Consider the following 17,875-nt stretch of genomic DNA (forward strand, 5'->3'; position numbering starts at 1 on the left):
CCGCTCAGAGCGTGTTCATTTGACGGCGGTACCACTCGTGAAAGTGCTGCATGCCGTCTTCCATGGGGCTTTGGTAGGGGCCGACCTCGTTGTCACCGCGCGCCAGCAGGGCTTTGCGGCCCGCGTCCATGCGTTCGGCAATCTCGTCGTCCTCGATGCAGGTTTCCATGTAGGCGGCCTGCTGGGCTTCGACGAATTCGCGCTCAAACGCCACGATTTCTTCGGGGTAATAAAACTCCACCATGTTCAGCGTTTTGTTGGCGCTGACCGGGTGCAAGGTGGACACCGTGAGCACATGCGGGTACCACTCGACCATGATGTGCGGGTAATACGTCAGCCAGATCGCGCCGCGCTCGGGCAATTGGCCGTTACGGTATTTCAGCAGCACCTCGTGCCATTTTTTGTAGGCATCCGAGCCGGGTTTGCCAAAGCCGCCCGACACGCCCACGGTCTGCACCGAATAGTGTTCCTTGAACTCCCAGCTCAGGTCGTCGCAGGTCACAAACGAGCCCAGGCCGGGGTGGAAGGGGCCGACGTGGTAATCCTCCAGATAGACCTCGATGAAGGTCTTCCAGTTGTAGTTGCATTCGTGCAGCTCGACCCGGTCGAGCGCATAGCCCGAGAAATCGAGTTGCGAGCGGGGGCCCATGCCCGCCAGATCGGCGGCGATGTCGCGGCCATTGTCTTCAAACAACAGGCCATTCCATTCCTGCAGCTTGTAGTTGTTCAGGTTCAGGCAGGGGTCTTGGGCAAAGTGGGGTGCGCCCAGCAATTGACCATCTGGGGCGTAGGTCCAGCGGTGCAAGGGGCAGACGATGTTGCCGCCTGCGCTGCCTTTTTGTTGGGTTTGCAGGTTACCCCGCCCGTTCAGCATGACGGCCTGGCGGTGGCGGCAGACGTTGGAGACGAGTTCGACCCCGCCCTGGGCGTTGCGCACCAAAGCGCGGCCTTGGGCCTCATGAGGCAGGGCGTAATAGTCGCCCGGGTGGGGCACTGCCAGCTGGTGGCCCACATAGCGGGGGCCTTGCCGGAAGAGCGTGTTCAATTCGCGCTGAAACAGCGCTTCATCGAAATAAGTGGAAACTGGTAGTTGGCTTGCGGCCTGCTGCAGTTGAAGACTTAAATCAGACATGGGTGACCTGACCTAGAGACTCCCCCTATGAAGGGGCAGGGACAAAGCGCTGAATTCAAGGAAAACGGCGCAAAAAAATGACAGGAAAACTCCTGCCGATGAACCCCGATTCTACCCCGGAGGGGCATGGGCGCCGGTCTGCCGGGTCACACACTCGGCAAATACGCGGAAATGGCGCTTTGTGAAGGCCCGGCAAAGGGGCTGGCGTCAGCCGGGCCAAGGCTTAACGCCTAAAATTGGTGATTTTTCCGGAACACTTTATGTCCAAGGCTGCCAAATCCGACCTCGCTGACGCCCTTGTGCCGCCTTTGCCGGCGACTTACGAGGCAGCCTTGTCGGAACTGGAGCTTTTGGTGGGGCAGTTGGAGTCGGGTCAGATGCCTTTGGACCAGTTGCTCAGTGGCTACCAACGCGGCGCGGCCTTGCTGGCTTTTTGCCGGGACAAGCTCAAAGCCGTGGAAGACCAGATCCAGGTGCTGGACGGCGGTCAACTCAAACCCTGGAGTGGTGCATGAGTCTTTTTGACCTGAAAGTCTGGATGCAAGGGCATCTGGACCATGTCGAGGCGGCGTTGTCTGCGGGTATCCAGGCCGATTCGGCGGCCCGTTTGGGCGAGGCCATGCGCTACGCCGTGCTGGACGGTGGCAAACGCCTTCGCCCCTTGCTGGTGCTGGCCACGGCCGAGGCCGTGGGCGATGCCCCACAAAGCCCTGCAGCTTTGAATGCGGCCTGTGCGATCGAATTGATCCATGCCTATTCGCTGGTGCACGACGACATGCCTTGCATGGACAACGATGTGCTGCGGCGTGGCAAACCCACGGTGCATGTGCAATTCGGCGAGGCGCAGGCCCTGCTGGCGGGCGATGCCTTGCAAACCCTGGCTTTTGAAATGCTGACGCCTCAGGACGGCAGCGTGCCTGCTTCTGTGCAAGCGTCCTGTGTGGCTTTGTTGGCCCGCGCCTCGGGATACCAGGGCATGGCCGGAGGCCAGGCGATTGACTTGGCCAGCGTGGGGCAGCGTCTGAGTGAAGACCAGCTGCGCCAGATGCACCGCCTCAAGACCGGCGCTTTGCTGTTGTGCAGTGTGCAAATGGGGGTGGCTTGCGTGCCCGGGGTGCCCGCTGCTGTGCAAACCGCCTTGGCCCGTTTCGGGCAGGCGCTGGGCCTGGCTTTCCAGGTGGTGGACGATGTGCTGGACGTGACGGCCGATTCGGCCACGCTGGGCAAGACCGCGGGCAAAGACGAAGCAGCAGACAAACCCACCTATGTGGCCCTGATGGGCCTGGAGGCGGCCAAGGCCTATGCCGACGCGCTGGCCGCTGATGCCATGCAGGCCTTGGTGGACACGGGCCTGCCTGAAGCCCGTTTGGCCGCGCTGCGCGCCTTGACCGCCATGGTGGTACAAAGAAACAACTGATTTATGACCGCTTTACTTCAAACCATCGCCTCGCCTGCAGACTTGCGCCGATTGCCGCGCACCGATTTGCCACGCTTGGCGGATGAGTTGCGCCATTGCGTGCTCGACAATGTCTCGAAAACGGGCGGTCATTTGAGTTCCAACTTGGGCACGGTCGAGTTGACGGTGGCCTTGCACTACGTTTTCAACACCCCGGACGACCGCATCGTCTGGGATGTTGGCCACCAAACCTACCCGCACAAAATATTGACCGGCCGCCGTGAGCGCATGCCCAGTTTGCGCCAGTGGGGTGGTTTGTCGGGCTTTCCGCGCCGCGAAGAAAGCGAATACGACACCTTTGGCGTCGGGCATTCGTCTACCAGCATCTCGGCCGCCTTGGGCATGGCTTTGGCCGCACGTCAAAAAGGCGAGTCTCGCCATTCGATTGCCGTGATCGGCGACGGCGCCATGACCGCTGGCATCGCCTTTGAGGCGCTCAACAACGCAGGCGTCGAAGACTGCAAGCTGCTGGTGATCCTGAACGACAACGACATGTCGATCAGCCCGCCTGTGGGGGCGCTCAACCGCTACCTGGCCCAGCTCATGAGCGGCAAGTTTTATTCGGCCGCCAAGTCCGTCGGCAAGAACGTGCTCAAGAACGCACCGCCGCTGTTTGAGCTGGCCAAGCGCCTCGAAGAACACGCCAAGGGCATGGTGGTGCCTGCCACTTTGTTCGAGAAATTCGGCTTCAATTACATCGGCCCGATTGACGGCCATGATCTGGAGTCCCTGATCCCGACGCTGGAAAACATCAAGCACCTCGATGGCCCGCAGTTCTTGCATGTGGTGACCAAAAAAGGCCAAGGTTACAAACTGGCCGAGGCCGATCCGGTGGCCTACCACGGACCGGGTAAATTCGATCCGAATGTGGGCCTTGTACCCCCTGTCACACCGCCCAAAACCACTTTCACACAGGTGTTTGGCCAGTGGCTGTGCGACATGGCCGAACAAGACCAGCGGCTGGTGGGCATCACGCCCGCCATGCGCGAAGGCTCGGGCATGGTGGAATTTCACCGCCGGTTCCCGGACCGCTATTACGACGTGGGCATCGCCGAGCAGCATGCGGTGACTTTTGCGGCTGGCATGGCCTGCGAAGGCCTCAAGCCTGTGGTGGCCATTTACTCGACGTTTTTGCAGCGGGCCTATGACCAGTTGATCCACGACGTGGCCTTGCAAAACCTGCCCGTGGTTTTTGCGATCGACCGTGCAGGGCTGGTCGGGGCCGACGGCGCGACCCACGCCGGGGCGTATGACATCGCGTTCATTCGCTGCATTCCCAACATGAGCTTGGCTTGCCCGGCTGACGAGCGTGAATGCAGGCAACTGCTCAGCACGGCGTATGCGCAAAAACATCCGGTGGCGGTGCGTTATCCGCGCGGTGCCGGTGTCGGTGCCGTACCGGAACGTGGTCTCGATGCCCTGCCCTTTGGCAAGGGGGAAGTGCGCAGAACAGGCCAAAAAATCGCCATCTTGGCTTTTGGCAGTTTGCTCACGCCTGCACTGCAAGCCGGGGAAGCGCTCAATGCCACGGTGGTCAACATGCGCTGGGTCAAGCCACTCGATACCGCGCTGCTGGCCCAGTTGGCGAAAGACCATGCCTGTCTGGTGACTGTGGAAGACGGTTGCATCATGGGCGGCGCTGGCAGCGCCGTGTCAGAAGCCCTGCACGCGGCGGGGCTGTCTCGTCCGTTGTTGCAGTTGGGCTTTGCCGATGAGTTCATTGAGCATGGCGATCCGGTCAAACTGCTGGCCATGCAGGGACTGGACGCAGCAGGCATCGAACAAGCCATCCGGCAGCGTTGGCCTGATGGATCGGTATAAAAAAACCGCCTTCAGACCTTGCGGATCGGCGCATGACCTCGTGAACTTTTTATCAGGCCGTCGAAGGGTAAACCCGAGCCATCAGAGGCTCTGGTGGTTTTTACAATAGAAGCGACGCAATTGTCAGCGCCCGTTAAACTCGAGCGTGTTTCTCATTTTTAAAGGAGTCAGTTCATGGATCGTCGTTCCATTTTGAAAAATGCAGGCATTGCAGGTGTTTTGGCCGCAGGCGCCGCGCCTGCCGTGCAAGCACAGTCCGCCATTCGCTGGCGTCTGGCTTCGAGCTTCCCCAAGTCATTGGACACGCTGTTTGGCGGCTCCGAGATCTTCGCCAAGAAGGTCAAGGAAATGAGTGGCGGCAAGTTCGAGATCACCACCCACGCGGCCGGTGAACTCATGCCCGCATTTGGCGTCTTGGACGGTGTGCAAAACGGTACCGTTGAGTGCGCCCACACAGCCCCTTACTATTTCTTTGGCAAGGACGAAACCTTTGCACTGGATTGCGCCATTCCGTTTGGCTTGAACAGCCGCCAGATGACCGCCTGGATGTACCAGGGCAACGGCATGAAGCTGTTGCGCGAGTTCTACGCCAAATACAACATCGTGAACTTCCCCATGGGCAACACCGGCACCCAGATGGGCGGCTGGTTCCGCAAGGAAATCAAGTCCACCAAAGACCTCAAGGGCTTGAAATTCCGCGTGGGTGGTTTTGCTGGCAAGGTGCTGGAGCGCATGGGCGTGGTGCCTCAGAACATTCCTGCTGGCGAGATTTACCAGTCATTGGAAAAAGGCACCATTGACGCCGCCGAGTGGATTGGTCCACACGACGACATCAAACTGGGCTTGAACAAAGTGGCACCGTTCTACTACTACCCCGGCTGGTGGGAGGGTGGTCCTCAGCTGACACTGATGGTCAACCAGAAGGCCTATGACGCACTGTCTCCCGAGAACAAAGCCATTGTGGAAGCCGCTTCGACTTTCGCCCACGTCGAAATCCAGGCGCGTTACGACGCCATGAACCCCGGTGCCTTGAAGCAACTGGCGGCCCAGAAGACCAAAGTCCTGCCTTTCCCGAAAGACATGATGGACGTGGCCTTCAAACACTCGCAAGACGTGTACGCTGAACTGAGCGCCAAGAACCCCAACTGGAAAAAAGTCTACGACGATTATTCCAAGTTCCGTGCTGAGCAAAACTGGTGGTTCCGTTTCGGTGAAGCCCGTTTTGACAGCTTCATGCAGTCACAGAAGCTTTGATCGTTTCAGGCTTTCGCACCAAGCCCGTCGCGCGCAAGCCCGACGGGCTTTTTGCTTTTCAACCCCGTTGTTCGTGTTGGTGCAGGGCTTGGGCGATGCGCGTGAATTCTGCCAGCATGCCCCGGTCGTGGCAGTAAAAGAACACAAAAGCCCCGCCGAGGGTGCGCACGTAGACGCGTGGTGCCACGAGGTGCTCCAAACCGCGGATGCGCATGATTTTCATGTAAGCCAGTTCCCGCAGGGCCACACGTCGTCGCCACATCCAGCTTTGCTCGATGGCTTCAGCGTCCAGCTGAATCCGGCTGCGCTGGATGTGCCACACCATGAAGGTCAGCATGGCCCAGACCACACCGCACCACAGGCCTTGTCGCGAAGACCAGTCGATTTCCAGGCGCCAGAACCAGACCAGCAAGGCCAGCACGATGAGCCAGGCCATCGCCTTGAACACCGGGCCGAATGCTGTTGCGCTCATGGCATGCGCTGGCGGCTGGTAAGGGTAGGGCAGCGCAGTGGTGGGTTCGTTGGATTCGTTGGATTCGTTGGATTCAGTGTGGGGCATGTGTGGGGTCTGCAAAAAGAAAAAAGCACCTCGCCGCTGTGCTGACGAGGTGCTTGGAAACGGCCGGATTTACTTCTTGTCGTTGCCGCCGGGGATGTCCTTCATCGGGTCGTCCGAAGCAGGGGTATTCGGATTTTCATTCGCATCCGGTGGTGCCGCCTCGTCTGGTGCCGGTGCGGCTTCCAGGACCACCGAGTTCATGTCAATCACTTCGGGCTTGTCCAGGAAGGCGGTGACCGATTGCGGCACAAAGATCACGATCACCACCAACATCAGTTGCATGATCACCCAAGGGATTGAGCCCATGTAGATGTCGTTCGTTTTGATCGGCTCGGCGATGCGCTTTTCCTTGAACATGGTGTCGGCAATGCCGCGCAGGTAAAACAGCGCAAAGCCAAACGGCGGGTGCATGAAGCTGGTTTGCAGGTTCACGCACAACAAGACGCCGAACCAGATCAAATCGATGCCCATTTTGTCAGCCACGGGGGCCAGCATGGGGACGATGATGAAAGCGATCTCGAAGAAGTCGAGGAAGAAGGCCAGGAAGAACACGAAGAGGTTCACCACAATCAGGAAACCCACTTGTCCGCCGGGCAGGCCTGACAACAGGTGTTCCACCCACTTGGCCCCGTCAACCCCCTGAAACACCAGGCTGAACACGCGCGAGCCGATCAGGATGAACACCACCATGGCTGTCAGTCGCATGGTGCCGTGCATGGCTTCCCACAACAGGTCTTTGGTCAGTCGTTTGTGCATGGCTGCCAAAATCAGCGCGCCGACCACGCCCATGGCACCGGCTTCGGTGGGGGTGGCGATGGCGCGGTCCTGGAAGGGCAAGCCGCCCATGGAGCCCAGCACGGTGAAGATCAGCACAGCCGAAGGAATGATGCCTTTGAGGCACTTGCGCCACAGGGGCCAACCGTTCAGCGTGCGTGATTCTTTGGGAATGCCCGGCACATAGTGTGGCTTGAATACACCCAGGGCGTAGGTGTAAATCGCGAACATCGCAATCTGTATCAAGGAGGGGCCCCAGGCACCTTTGTACATGTCACCCACGGGGCGGCCCAATTGGTCGGCCAACACCACCAGCACGAGCGACGGTGGCACCAGCTGCGTGATGGTGCCGGATGCCGCCAGCACGCCGGTGGCGTAGCGGGTGTTGTAGCCGTAGCGCAGCATCACAGGCAGTGAAATCAGGGCCATGGCAATGACTTGCCCCGCCACGGTGCCGGTGATGGCACCCAAAATGAAGCCCACGATGATGACCGAGTAGCCCAGCCCGCCTTTGGTCGGGCCAAACAACTGGCCCATGGCGTCTAGCATGTCTTCGGCCAGCCCGCATTTTTCAAGGATGGTGCCCATGAAAGTGAAGAAGGGGATGGCCAGCAGCAGGTCGTTGTTCAGGATCGAGAAGATCGAGATCGGCAAATTGCCCAAGAAAGCTTGCGGGAACCAGCCCATTTCAATGGCGAAAAAGCCACTCGCCAGGCCCAGTGCAGCCAAAGAGAAGGCGACCGGAAAGCCGATCAGCATCACAAACACCAAGCCCACAAACATGATGGGCGCAAAGTTTTCCATTTGCATTTTTTTAATTCCTTGCAGCGAGACAGAGAGCAGTTGTGGCGTTGACGCTCACTGCAGTGGTTTTTCGTAGTGGGTGTCCATGGCGTATTCGCCCCTCAGGAAGGCCACGCGCTTGATCAGTTCGGCCAGACCTTGCAGCCAGACCATGGCAAAGCCCAGCGGCATGGCCAGGGTGGCGGGCCAGCGAATCAGGCCCCCCGCGTTGCTGCTGACTTCGCCAGAGACAAAGGTGTTCCAGAAATAAGGGAACGAGAGCCAAGTCAAAAAGCCCATGACCGGCATCAGAAAGAACACCAAGCCAAAGATGTCGACGTAGACAGGGCCGTTTTTTTGCAGCTTGCCGTAGACCAAATCAACACGCACGTGTTCATTGACCTTGAGCACATACGGGGCACCGGCCATGACCATCCAGGCAAACAGGTACCACTGGATTTCCAGCAGGCCGTTGGAGCTCCAGTCGATGCCGTAGCGCACGAAGGCGTTGCCTGCGCTGATCAGCGCGGCCAACAAAACAGTCCAGGTGGCCAGGCGACCCAAACGGTCGTTGAGCCAGTCGATGCCAAAGGCCAATTTAAGCAGTCCAGACAAAATGATCTCTCCAAAAGGTTGTGCCGATTGTAAGTGCCTGAATCCATTGATCATTTCCGAATCAATCCGGCTTGACCCCAGCCTGGGTTTCCCCTGGCCGATCGGCCGGTGCTAGTCAGTTTTAAAACGCCACCACGGCAAAGCTTTTTTGAGTGATTGAACCTGTCCGGTCAACGGGGTGGCCTCGTAGCCTGGCAGCATGCGCATTTGCTGTTGCCAATGGTCTGATTGGAGTTCGCGAGTCAATGCCTGCACAGAAGGGGTCTCGAGCACCGATTTGAGACAAACCAGCCAGTAGCATTCTTGCATCAACGGGACAAAGTCCAACCCCCGGGCTTGGGCTGCCGAGGCAATACCCAGCCCCGCATCGGCTTGGCCTGAGGCGACACAGGCGGCCACCGCGGCGTGGGATGTTTCTTCTTGCTCATAGCCATTGATCTGGCTGGACGCCAGGCCTGCCGTTTCCAATGCATCGTCGAGCAACAAGCGGGTGCCCGTGCCCAGACTGCGGTTGATGTAACGGATGCCCGGTTGTGTGAGGTCACTCAGTTGGTAAATCCTGTGGGGGTTGCCGGGGGCCACCATGAGTCCTTGCTGGCGCAGCGCAAAGCCAATCAGTTTGTGCTGCCCCGTTTTGAGCAAGGGTTTGTAGGTGCGGGCGATAAGAGAGTGCGGCGGTGGTTGCATGGGGGCATGAAAGCCTGCCACATTGCAGCGGCCTTCGTTGAGTGCCCGCAAAGCGTCCACGCTGCCACAAAACCGCATGTCCAGGTGCAGTGATTGGCTGGCGCAATGTTCCCTCAAATGGACGAGCGCATCGTCGTGACTGGCGTAAACCGTCAGCAGGTGGCTGTTGGCATCAAAGGCCACGGCAAAGGTTTTTTCCAGTTCGGCTTGCAGGGCGCTGATTTGTGGTGACAGCCGGGCTTGTGCCTGGCGTTCGGCCCAAAGCAATTTGTCGGCAAATTCGCTTAGCCGGGCCGCTTGGCCTTTTTCCCAAAGGATCAAGGGCTGGTTCAGGGCTTGCTCCCACCGCTTGAGTTCTCCCCATACGTGCCGGTAAGACAACTGCATGGATTTGGCCGCCGCCGCGATGGACCCCGATTCACGCACAGCTTGCAGCGTGTCCATGAGCGGGTTGCGCATCGGGCTGAGCCGGTTGCGCGATGAAGCGTTTTCTGAATGGGGCGTCCAGCTGTAGGAGAGGTTGATGTGTTGCACAGGCTGGAGTTTGCCTCAATCCTGAAAACTCGCGTTGGCCTGCTTCGGGTGTCGTATGCAAATGATTTCATAGCGGACATCCCTTACCTGTGTGGCCTCTTTCGTCCGGTAGCATCGCGCACAACGCTATGAATACCTTTTCTGAAAGCATCGGCACAGCGCTGGCGCTGATTGCTTCTTTGGATCCTGCACTCTGGACGGTGGTGGTGCGGTCTTTGGCCGTCAGTGCCTTGGCGTGTCTGCTCGCTTATGGCGTGGGCGTGGTGCTGGGTGCCTGGCTGGCCGTGACCCGTTTTGCCGGGCGGGGTGTGGTGCTGGTCGGGTTGAACACCTTGTTGGCCTTGCCCTCCGTGGTGGTGGGCTTGGTGGTTTATCTGCTGCTTTCGCGCACTGGCCCATTGGGTTTTCTGGGCTGGTTGTTCAGTTTCAAGGCCATGGTGGTGGCGCAGGTCATTCTGGTGCTGCCCGTGGTCACCGCGCTCACGCGCCAAGTGGTCGAAGACGCAGAGCGTCAACACGGTGAGCAGTGGGTGTCCTTGGGTGCGGGCCCCTGGTTGCGTGGCATTTTGTTGGCCTGGGATGAGCGCCTGGCCTTGCTCACGATTTTGGTGGCCGCATTTGGGCGGGCCATTTCCGAAGTCGGCGCGGTGATGATCGTGGGCGGCAACATCGACGGTTTCACCCGCGTCATGACCACGGCCATTGCCCTGGAGACCAGCAAAGGCGATTTGCCGCTGGCGCTGGGCTTGGGCTTGGTGCTGTTGTCGGTGGTCCTGCTGCTCAACGCGACCGTGGCCGGTTTGCGCCGCTGGGGCGAAAAACGCCAAGGCACTCCCGTGACGGCGCCCAAAGGCTGGGTCGCATGAGGACGCAGCCGGTGGTTCAGCTGCACGGCGTTTCGGTTCGCTTGGGGCCGGTATGGGCCTTGCGGGATGTTGACTTCTCGGTCACACCAGGCGAACGGGTGGCGCTGGTGGGCGCCAATGGCTCCGGCAAAAGCACTTTGTTGCGCACGGTGCACGGCCTGTTGCCGGTGGCGCAAGGCCGGGTGGATCGCCACCCCGATTTAAGACAAGCGATGCTGTTTCAGCGCCCACACCTGATGCGCATGTCGGCTCTGGGCAATGTGGCGCTGGGCATTTGGCTGGACCGTAGCCAAGGCTTGAGCTGGGCGCAGTCCAAAGCGCGGGCGGTCGAGGCTTTGCAGCGTGTGGGCCTGAGTGCGGTGGCCCATCAGGGCGGGCGTCAGCTGTCAGGTGGACAACAACAACGCCTGGCCTTGGCCCGAGCCTGGGGGCGTCAGCCCGATGTGCTGCTGCTGGACGAACCGACCGCCAGTCTGGACCCGCATGCCAAACGAGAGGTCGAAGCCTTGATGGCCGTTTTTGCGGACAGTCAGGCCCATTCCCCCACCATGATTTGGGCCAGCCACAACTTGGGCCAAGTCAAACGTCTGGCCAGCCGTGTCATTTACCTGGAGGCGGGCCGTGTCATGGCCGACTTGCCCGTGGCTGATTTTTTCAATGCAGCTGAGTTGGCTTTGCACAGCCCCGCCGCCCATGCGTTTGTTCAAGGAGAGCTGTCATGACCTTCCCCGTTTCAATGACCCGTCGCGCCTGGGTGTGCGCGGTTTTGGCCACCATCTCGGTGTGCTCGCAAGCGCAATCCATCGTGATGTCGTCGACGACCTCGACCGAGCAATCGGGCTTGTTTGCGCACCTGTTGCCCGCCTTCAAAAAAGCCAGTGGGCTGGATGTGAAGGTGGTGGCGCTGGGCACCGGCCAGGCACTGGACATGGCGCGACGCGGTGACGCCGACGTGGTGTTTGTGCACGACCAGGCGGCCGAAGAAAAATTTGTGACCGACGGCTTTGGCCTCAAGCGCTTGCCCGTGATGTACAACGACTTTGTGCTGATCGGCCCCAAGGCCGACCCGGCAGGTGCCAAAGGCAAGGACATCGTGGCGGCTTTGGCCAAGCTGTCTGCCAGCAACACCGCATTCGTGTCACGCGGTGACAAGAGCGGCACCCACGCAGCCGAACTGCGCTTTTGGAAAATGGGCGATCTGGCCGATAAAAAAGGCGCTGGCTACAAAGAGTGCGGCTGCGGTATGGGGCCTGCCCTGAACATCGCGGCGTCTTCAGGTAGCTATGTATTGGCTGACCGCGCCACCTGGCTCAACTTCAAGAACCGCGCCGATCTGGCCATCCTGGTGGAAGGGGACCAACGCCTGTTCAACCAATACGGTGTGATGGTGGTCAACCCCGCCAAGCATGCGCACGTCAAGCAAGCCGATGCGCAGAAATTTGTGGATTGGGTGACCTCGGCTGCGGGGCAGGGCAACATTGCCGAATACAAAATTGGTGGCGAGCAGCTGTTCTTCCCGAACGCAGGCAAGTGATGTTCAGTGCCGTGGCGCGCCCAGCTTGCGGTAAACCGTGGCCCGGCTGATGCCCAGGATGCGTGCGGCTTCGGCCACATTGCCCCGGGCCTGGTTCACGGCTTCACGGATCATGTCGGTCTGCACGTCTTTGAGGGGTTTGTTCATTGATTCAGCCAGAGCCCCTGCTTTGGGCTGATTGGGAGGCTGTGCTTTTGCGCCGGGGCGCAGTGCTTGGGTTTGTAAACGCAGGCCAGACCACAGGGGCAATTCTTGGGTGCCCACTTCGCGATGGGCGGCATCGAACAGGCCTTCCCACTGCGCAGCAAACACATCACTGGCGTGCATGGGCTGATCCGGTGTTGCGGGTGACAAGGACAGCATTTGCCGCGCCGTCGGGTTCGCGCCCACGATGTGGCCATCCTGATCGAGCGTGAGCAGGCCGTCGCTGTCGTCACCGGGTTGGTTGCCAGGCCAGTTCAGTCGCAAGACCAGTGCATGCGAAGTGGACAACAGCCAGCTGTTTTCGATGCTGCGGGCCGAACGGCGCACCAGGTGTTTGAGGGCAGGGCGCTCCATGGTTTCGATGCCGGTCAGGTCGAGCATGCCTGCACACAAACCATCCGGTCCGAACACGGGGGCACCTGCACAGCTGTAGATGCTGGTGTCTTTGAAGAAATGTTCACCTCGGTGCAACCACACGGGTTGCAACTCGCTCAGTGCCGCACTGATGGCGGTGGTGCCAATGGCTTTTTCGGACAAGTCCACCCCCACACGGGCAATGACTTCGGCGCGTCGGTCTTGCCGATCGACCGGGCCGTGCACATCCACCACGATGCCCTCGGCATTGGTCAGGATGGCAAAGTAACGGATGTCGGCAATGGCTCGGGCCAGCTCTGCCAGCACCGGCTGGGCCGCTTGCACCAACGGGCGGCTGGTTTCTTGCACGCGGCGCATGTGCTGGGCCGAGACAGCGTCAAAGCCCACAAGCTGATCGGGTTGCAAGCCCGTGTCCAGGCAGCGCTGCCAAGACTGGGCTATCCAAGGTGAAATGCCAGACCTCAATGCGTCAGTGCCACCCTGGAAAACCAGCTTGCGTGCCGCATCGATCTGTTTAAGGCGGTCGGTTTGGAGTGAAGTCAGCGGCATGTCAGATGTGTATCAAGCTGAGAATTTGTGAGTCAACCCTGCGAATCCTAGGGTTAATACGAGTCATGAAGCGTCGCCTACGCAACAACAATGCCTATGCATTCTGATTCATAAGCGCGGGCTTGAACAGCCCGCCACCTCACAGGAGACACACATGCAGAAAGTCCTGCACATCAATCCGGACAAATGTACCGGCTGCTTGCAGTGCGAAATGGCCTGTTCTTTCGAGAACTACGGCACATACGCCACCTCCAAATCGCGCATCAAGGTGTTTGACTTCCACCACACCGGCAAAAAGGTGCCTTACACCTGCACCCAGTGTGACGAAGCCTGGTGCCTGCATGCCTGCCCTGTGGAAGCGATCACGGTGGACAAGGCCACCGGCGCCAAGGTGGTCAACGAGTCCACCTGCGTGGGCTGCAAGGTCTGCACCATCGCCTGCCCGTTCGGCACCATCAACTATGTGCAAGAGACCGGCAAGGTGCAAAAGTGCGACCTGTGCGGTGGCGATCCGGCCTGTGCCGATGCTTGCCCAACTGGCGCCATCACCTTCGTCGATGCCAACTGGACCGGCATCGACAAAATGAAACAGTGGGCCGACAAGCTGGGCAATCAGCCCACCGTCGGTTAATCCCCCCCACCCATAAGGAGCATCAACATGTCTTGGGCTGGAAAAATTCTCCGCGTCAACCTGACCGCGGGCACCGTCAAATCTGAACCGCTGAACATGGAGTGGGCCAAGGCCTACATCGGTTCACGCGGACTGGGCAGCAAATACCTGATCAGCGAAGTCGACCCCAAAGTCGATCCGCTGTCGGCCGACAACAAAATCATCTGGGCCACCGGCCCGCTGACCGGCACCATGGCCTCCACCGGTGGCCGCTACACCGTCATCACCAAGGGCCCGCTCACGGGGGCCATTGCCTGCTCCAACTCGGGCGGCTATTGGGGTGCCGAGCTGAAGATGGCCGGTTGGGACATGATCATCTTTGAAGGCGCATCGGCCAAGCCGGTTTACCTTTACATCAACGACGATGTGGCCGAACTGCGCGACGCAGGCCACCTGTGGGGCCAAAGCGTCTGGAAGACCGAGGAAATCCTCAAGTCCAGCTTGCAAGACCCGCTGCTGCGTGTGTCCAGCATTGGCAAGGCCGGTGAAAACGGCGTGCTGTATGCCGCTGTGGTGAACGACCTGCACCGTGCGGCTGGCCGCTCGGGCGTGGGCACCGTCATGGGCAGCAAAAACCTCAAAGCCATCGCCGTGCGCGGCACCAAGGGCGTTGGCAATGTGCAAAACCCAAAGGCCTTCATGGCGGCGACCAAGGCGGCCAAAAAAGTGCTGGCCGACAACGCCGTCACCGGCCAGGGCCTGCCCGCTTACGGCACCCAGGTGCTGATGAACGTGATCAACGAAATCGGCGGCTTGCCCACCCGCAACCACCGCGACGTGCAATTTGAAAGCGCCAAGGACATCTCGGCCGAAGCCATGATCACCCCTCGCGAGACCGATGGCAAAAAGCACTTGGTGACCAATCAGGCCTGCTTCGGTTGCACCATCGCCTGCGGTCGCATCAGCAAGATGGACGAAGGCCACTTCTCTGTCAAAAACAAACCCGAGTACTGGGGTGCATCGGGCGGCCTCGAATACGAAGCCGCTTGGGCACTGGGCGCGGCCAACGGCGTCAAAGATCTGGAAGCATTGCAATATGCCAACATGATTTGCAACGAAGAAGGCTTTGACCCGATCAGCTTCGGTGCCACCATCGGCGCCGTCATGGAGCTGTACGAAATGGGCGTGCTGACCAAGGAGCAGATTGGTGTGGAAGCACCCTTTGGCTCGGCCGAAGCTTTGTGCGAATTCGTCGACATGACGGCCAAAGGCGTGGGCTTTGGCAAGGAAATCGGCCTGGGCTCTAAACGCCTGACCGCCAAGTACGGCCACCCCGACCTGTCGATGAGCGTCAAGGGCCAGGAATTCCCGGCCTACGATGGCCGTGTGATCCAAGGCATCGGTCTGGCTTATGCCACCTCCAACCGCGGTGCCTGCCACCTGCGCGGCTACACCATCGCGTCTGAAGTGCTGGGCATCCCGGTCAAGACCGAGCCCACCGAGCACGAAGGCAAGCCCGAGTTGGTCAAGGCCTTTCAGGACGCGACCGCTGCGTTCGACTCGGCCGGCATCTGCATTTTCACCAGCTTCGCCTGGACCTTGGCCGATGTGGCCCCCCAGGTGCAAGCCGCTTGTGGCGAAGAGTTCACCATGGAGCACCTGGCCCACATTGGCGAGCGCATCTGGAACATGGAGCGCGAGTTCAACAACGCCGCAGGCTTCACCAAGGCCGACGACAACCTGCCCAAGCGCCTGATGACCGAAGCCGCCAAAACCGGCCCCGGCAAAGGCATGGTCAGCAAGTTGACCGAGATGCTGCCCAAGTACTACGACGCGCGTGGCTGGGACGGCGAAGGTCGCCCCACACCGGCCACCAAGGAACGTCTGGGTTTGTGACCTTGTCCCTGTAGGAGCGAGCCCCTGCTCGCGAAGCCTTCGCCGTAGGGGTGCGCTTCTACAGGAATCCAAGCGGCCTGCGGGCCGTTGCCTGTTTCTGGAATCTGATTCATGACCCACCATGTCATTTTGGGCGCAGGCCCTGCCGGTGTCATCGCCGCCGAGACCCTGCGCAAACACGCCCCGCACGACACCATCACGCTGGTGGGCGATGAGCCCGACGCGCCTTACTCGCGCATGGCCATTCCTTACTTGTTGATCGGCAACATCGACGAGCGCGGCACCTACCTGCGCAAGACTGCGACGCATTTTGACGATTTGCGCATCACCCAGGTCAAGGCCAAGGTGACCCGCGTGGACGCGGCTGGCAAAACAGTGCATCTGGACAACGGCAGCACGCTGGGTTTTGACAAACTGCTGATCGCCACCGGTTCGCATCCCGTGCGCCCGCCGATTGCAGGCATGGACCTGCCCGGTGTGCACCCCTGCTGGACTTTGGCCGATGCCCGTGCCATTCAGGCCCTGGCCCAACCCGGTGCACGTGTCTTGCAAATGGGCGCAGGCTTCATCGGCTGCATCATCATGGAAGCGCTGGCTTCGCGGGGCGTGAAGCTCAGCGTGGTCGAAATGGGCGACCGTATGGTGCCCCGCATGATGGGCCCGGTGGCTGGCGGCATGATCCGCGATTGGTGCGAAGCCAAAGGCGTGCAGGTGTTCACCGGCACCAAGGTGGAAGCCATCACGCAGGGTGCTGGCGCTGAGAAAGGCTTGCTGGGCAAGCTGGCGGCGGCGGTGGGTTTGTCTTCAGACGATGCCAGCGGTGCCCTGCAGGTGCGCTTGTCCAACGGCCAGACGGTCGAAGCCGATCTGGTCATCAGTGCCACGGGCGTGCGTCCGGCCATCGGCTTTCTCAAGGACAGCGGCATCACTTGCCTGCAAGGCGTGTTGACCGACGAGCACCTGCAAACCAATGTGCCCGGCATTTATGCGGCAGGCGACTGTGCCGAAGCCTTTGACCTGGTCAGCGGAAAAACGATTGTCAGCGCCATTCAGCCCAATGCGGCCGAGCAGGCGAGGGTGGCTGCGCTCAACATGTTGGGCCAAAACACCGAGCTCAAAGGCGTCACGCAAATCAACGTGCTCGACACCCTGGGCCTGATCTCCACCAGCTTTGGCAATTGGGAAGGCGTGGCCGGTGGGCAATCGGCCGTGTTGACCGACAAGGCCGCTGGGCGACACCTGAGCCTGCAGTTCAAGGACGATGTGATGGTGGGCTGCAACAGTGTGGGCTGGACCGAGCATGTGGGCGTGATGCGGGGCCTGGTCGAAGGCCAGGTGCATTTGGGTGATTGGAAAGACCGCCTGATGCACGATCCGACAAAACTCATGGACGCTTACCTGGACTGTGCGCAAGGCCAGGGCCGGTGGAGTGGTGCACAAGACGCACGCCGCCGATGAAGTGACAATGACGGCATGAACATCACCTTCAAACTGTTCGCCACGCTCACCGACTATTTGCCTGCCGAAGCCCGACGCAGCAACCAGGTCACGCTGGACGTGGCGGCTGACGCCAGCATCAGCCAGATCATCGAGCCTTTCAGCATGCCACCCAAGCTGGTGCATCTGGTGCTGGTCAACGGCAAATACATCGCGCCTGAACACCGAGGCAGCACCACCCTGGTGGACGGGGATGTGCTTGCCATCTGGCCCCCCGTGGCCGGTGGTTGAACGCAGCACAGGCGGCGACCGGACCCATGCAGTCCTACTACCCCGAGCGCTTCGAGCGCGACATGGGCACCACCGAAACCGAATGGCTGACCGCCTTGCCCCGTGCCCTGGGCGATCACGCCTTTGAGCTGGCTACCGGCCAAGTACGCGTGCACATCGGTGACGGCCATCTGCAACTGCAATGGCGCATCCTGCCCCCACGCGTGATCGCGCTGCTGCGCCTCCAGCGGCTGGCTGTGTCTTTTGTGTTCGAGGGCGTGGAAGAAGAAGCGCGCCAGCGCTTCATGAAGAATTTTGATTTGACGATGCAGCGCGGTGGGGGGTGAATGTGGGCGAGTGGCTGCTTCAGGCTGGAACCCGCCGTTGGACGTGCTGCTGGAAAGCGTCAGCTTTCGACCCAAAGCGAAAGTCCATCAGTACTGATAGAGCACCCGACAGCAGCCATTTAGGAGAGGCGACGTCACTCTCACTTGGTACCGCAACAACCAACGGAAGCTG

General features: G+C 60.1%; 18 protein-coding genes. 12 read left to right on the top strand and 6 right to left on the bottom strand.

Going from position 1 to position 17,875, the window contains the following annotated elements:
• Positions 1-4 precede the first annotated feature (4 nt).
• Positions 5-1,132: an aromatic ring-hydroxylating oxygenase subunit alpha gene (locus tag ACZ5VE_RS03455; RefSeq protein WP_464456674.1), complete on the bottom strand. Its 1,128-nt coding sequence runs from the start codon at positions 1,130-1,132 to the stop codon at positions 5-7.
• A 260-nt stretch (positions 1,133-1,392) separates the two neighbouring features.
• On the opposite strand from ACZ5VE_RS03455, the gene xseB reads away from it, so the two are divergent.
• The 4 genes from xseB (at position 1,393) to ACZ5VE_RS03475 (ending at position 5,663) form a co-directional block, all read left to right on the top strand.
• Positions 1,393-1,647: an exodeoxyribonuclease VII small subunit gene (gene xseB, locus ACZ5VE_RS03460; RefSeq protein WP_464456675.1), complete on the top strand. Its 255-nt coding sequence runs from the start codon at positions 1,393-1,395 to the stop codon at positions 1,645-1,647.
• Positions 1,644-2,549 (top strand): polyprenyl synthetase family protein, encoded by a 906-nt coding sequence (locus ACZ5VE_RS03465; protein WP_464456676.1) that lies wholly within the window; start codon positions 1,644-1,646, stop codon positions 2,547-2,549. The genes xseB and ACZ5VE_RS03465 overlap by 4 nt, the downstream gene beginning before the upstream one ends.
• 3 nt (positions 2,550-2,552) lie before the next feature.
• The gene (gene dxs, locus ACZ5VE_RS03470) at positions 2,553-4,409 is read left to right on the top strand and encodes a 1-deoxy-D-xylulose-5-phosphate synthase (protein WP_464456677.1); all 1,857 of its coding nucleotides are present in this window, start codon (positions 2,553-2,555) and stop codon (positions 4,407-4,409) included.
• A 174-nt stretch (positions 4,410-4,583) separates the two neighbouring features.
• Complete coding sequence (locus ACZ5VE_RS03475; RefSeq protein WP_464456678.1) at positions 4,584-5,663, top strand: TRAP transporter substrate-binding protein; 1,080 nt, start codon at positions 4,584-4,586, stop codon at positions 5,661-5,663.
• A gap of 58 nt (positions 5,664-5,721) precedes the next feature.
• On the opposite strand, the gene ACZ5VE_RS03480 is transcribed toward ACZ5VE_RS03475, so the two are convergent.
• The 4 genes from ACZ5VE_RS03480 to ACZ5VE_RS03495 form a co-directional block, all read right to left on the bottom strand.
• Positions 5,722-6,222, bottom strand: coding sequence for a hypothetical protein (locus ACZ5VE_RS03480; RefSeq protein WP_464456679.1), 501 nt, complete (start codon positions 6,220-6,222; stop codon positions 5,722-5,724).
• Positions 6,223-6,291: 69 nt separating this feature from the next.
• Positions 6,292-7,806, bottom strand: a complete 1,515-nt coding sequence (locus tag ACZ5VE_RS03485) for a TRAP transporter large permease (RefSeq protein ID WP_464456680.1) — start codon at positions 7,804-7,806, stop codon at positions 6,292-6,294.
• Between the two features lie 48 nt (positions 7,807-7,854).
• Positions 7,855-8,394, bottom strand: a complete 540-nt coding sequence (locus ACZ5VE_RS03490) for a TRAP transporter small permease subunit (protein WP_464456681.1) — start codon at positions 8,392-8,394, stop codon at positions 7,855-7,857.
• A gap of 111 nt (positions 8,395-8,505) precedes the next feature.
• Positions 8,506-9,615, bottom strand: coding sequence for a substrate-binding domain-containing protein (locus tag ACZ5VE_RS03495; protein ID WP_464456682.1), 1,110 nt, complete (start codon positions 9,613-9,615; stop codon positions 8,506-8,508).
• A gap of 128 nt (positions 9,616-9,743) precedes the next feature.
• Here ACZ5VE_RS03495 and ACZ5VE_RS03500 point away from each other — a divergent pair, with 128 nt between their 5' ends.
• The 3 genes from ACZ5VE_RS03500 to ACZ5VE_RS03510 are packed head-to-tail and all read left to right on the top strand — an operon-like array spanning position 9,744 to position 12,015.
• Positions 9,744-10,481, top strand: coding sequence for an ABC transporter permease (locus tag ACZ5VE_RS03500; RefSeq protein ID WP_464456683.1), 738 nt, complete (start codon positions 9,744-9,746; stop codon positions 10,479-10,481).
• Positions 10,478-11,203 carry an ATP-binding cassette domain-containing protein gene (locus ACZ5VE_RS03505; protein WP_464456684.1) on the top strand — a complete coding sequence of 242 codons (726 nt, stop codon included), beginning with the start codon at positions 10,478-10,480 and terminating at the stop codon, positions 11,201-11,203. Before ACZ5VE_RS03500 ends, ACZ5VE_RS03505 begins: the two co-directional genes overlap by 4 nt.
• A 14-nt stretch (positions 11,204-11,217) precedes the next feature.
• A complete protein-coding gene (locus ACZ5VE_RS03510) occupies positions 11,218-12,015 on the top strand; it encodes an ABC transporter substrate-binding protein (RefSeq protein ID WP_464457431.1) in 798 nt (265 codons plus the stop codon).
• Positions 12,016-12,018: 3 nt separating this feature from the next.
• Here the strand turns inward: ACZ5VE_RS03510 and ACZ5VE_RS03515 are convergent, their stop codons facing one another.
• Entirely contained in the window at positions 12,019-13,143 is a 1,125-nt protein-coding gene (locus ACZ5VE_RS03515; protein WP_464456685.1) for a helix-turn-helix domain-containing protein, read from the bottom strand.
• A 154-nt stretch (positions 13,144-13,297) separates the two neighbouring features.
• On the opposite strand from ACZ5VE_RS03515, the gene ACZ5VE_RS03520 reads away from it, so the two are divergent.
• The 5 genes from ACZ5VE_RS03520 to ACZ5VE_RS03540 all read left to right on the top strand — a co-directional run bounded on the left by ACZ5VE_RS03520 (position 13,298) and on the right by ACZ5VE_RS03540 (position 17,703).
• Positions 13,298-13,774 (top strand): 4Fe-4S dicluster domain-containing protein, encoded by a 477-nt coding sequence (locus tag ACZ5VE_RS03520; protein WP_464456686.1) that lies wholly within the window; start codon positions 13,298-13,300, stop codon positions 13,772-13,774.
• Between the two features lie 27 nt (positions 13,775-13,801).
• A complete protein-coding gene (locus ACZ5VE_RS03525; protein ID WP_464456687.1) occupies positions 13,802-15,649 on the top strand; it encodes an aldehyde ferredoxin oxidoreductase family protein in 1,848 nt (615 codons plus the stop codon).
• A gap of 111 nt (positions 15,650-15,760) precedes the next feature.
• On the top strand, positions 15,761-17,107 hold the full coding sequence (locus tag ACZ5VE_RS03530; protein ID WP_464456688.1) for an NAD(P)/FAD-dependent oxidoreductase: 1,347 nt from the start codon (positions 15,761-15,763) through the stop codon (positions 17,105-17,107).
• Between the two features lie 15 nt (positions 17,108-17,122).
• Positions 17,123-17,377 carry a sulfur carrier protein ThiS gene (thiS, locus tag ACZ5VE_RS03535; RefSeq protein ID WP_464456689.1) on the top strand — a complete coding sequence of 85 codons (255 nt, stop codon included), beginning with the start codon at positions 17,123-17,125 and terminating at the stop codon, positions 17,375-17,377.
• Between the two features lie 26 nt (positions 17,378-17,403).
• Positions 17,404-17,703 carry a hypothetical protein gene (locus ACZ5VE_RS03540; protein ID WP_464456690.1) on the top strand — a complete coding sequence of 100 codons (300 nt, stop codon included), beginning with the start codon at positions 17,404-17,406 and terminating at the stop codon, positions 17,701-17,703.
• Positions 17,704-17,875: the final 172 nt, after the last annotated feature.

The organism is Limnohabitans sp. INBF003 (genome assembly GCF_055396645.1).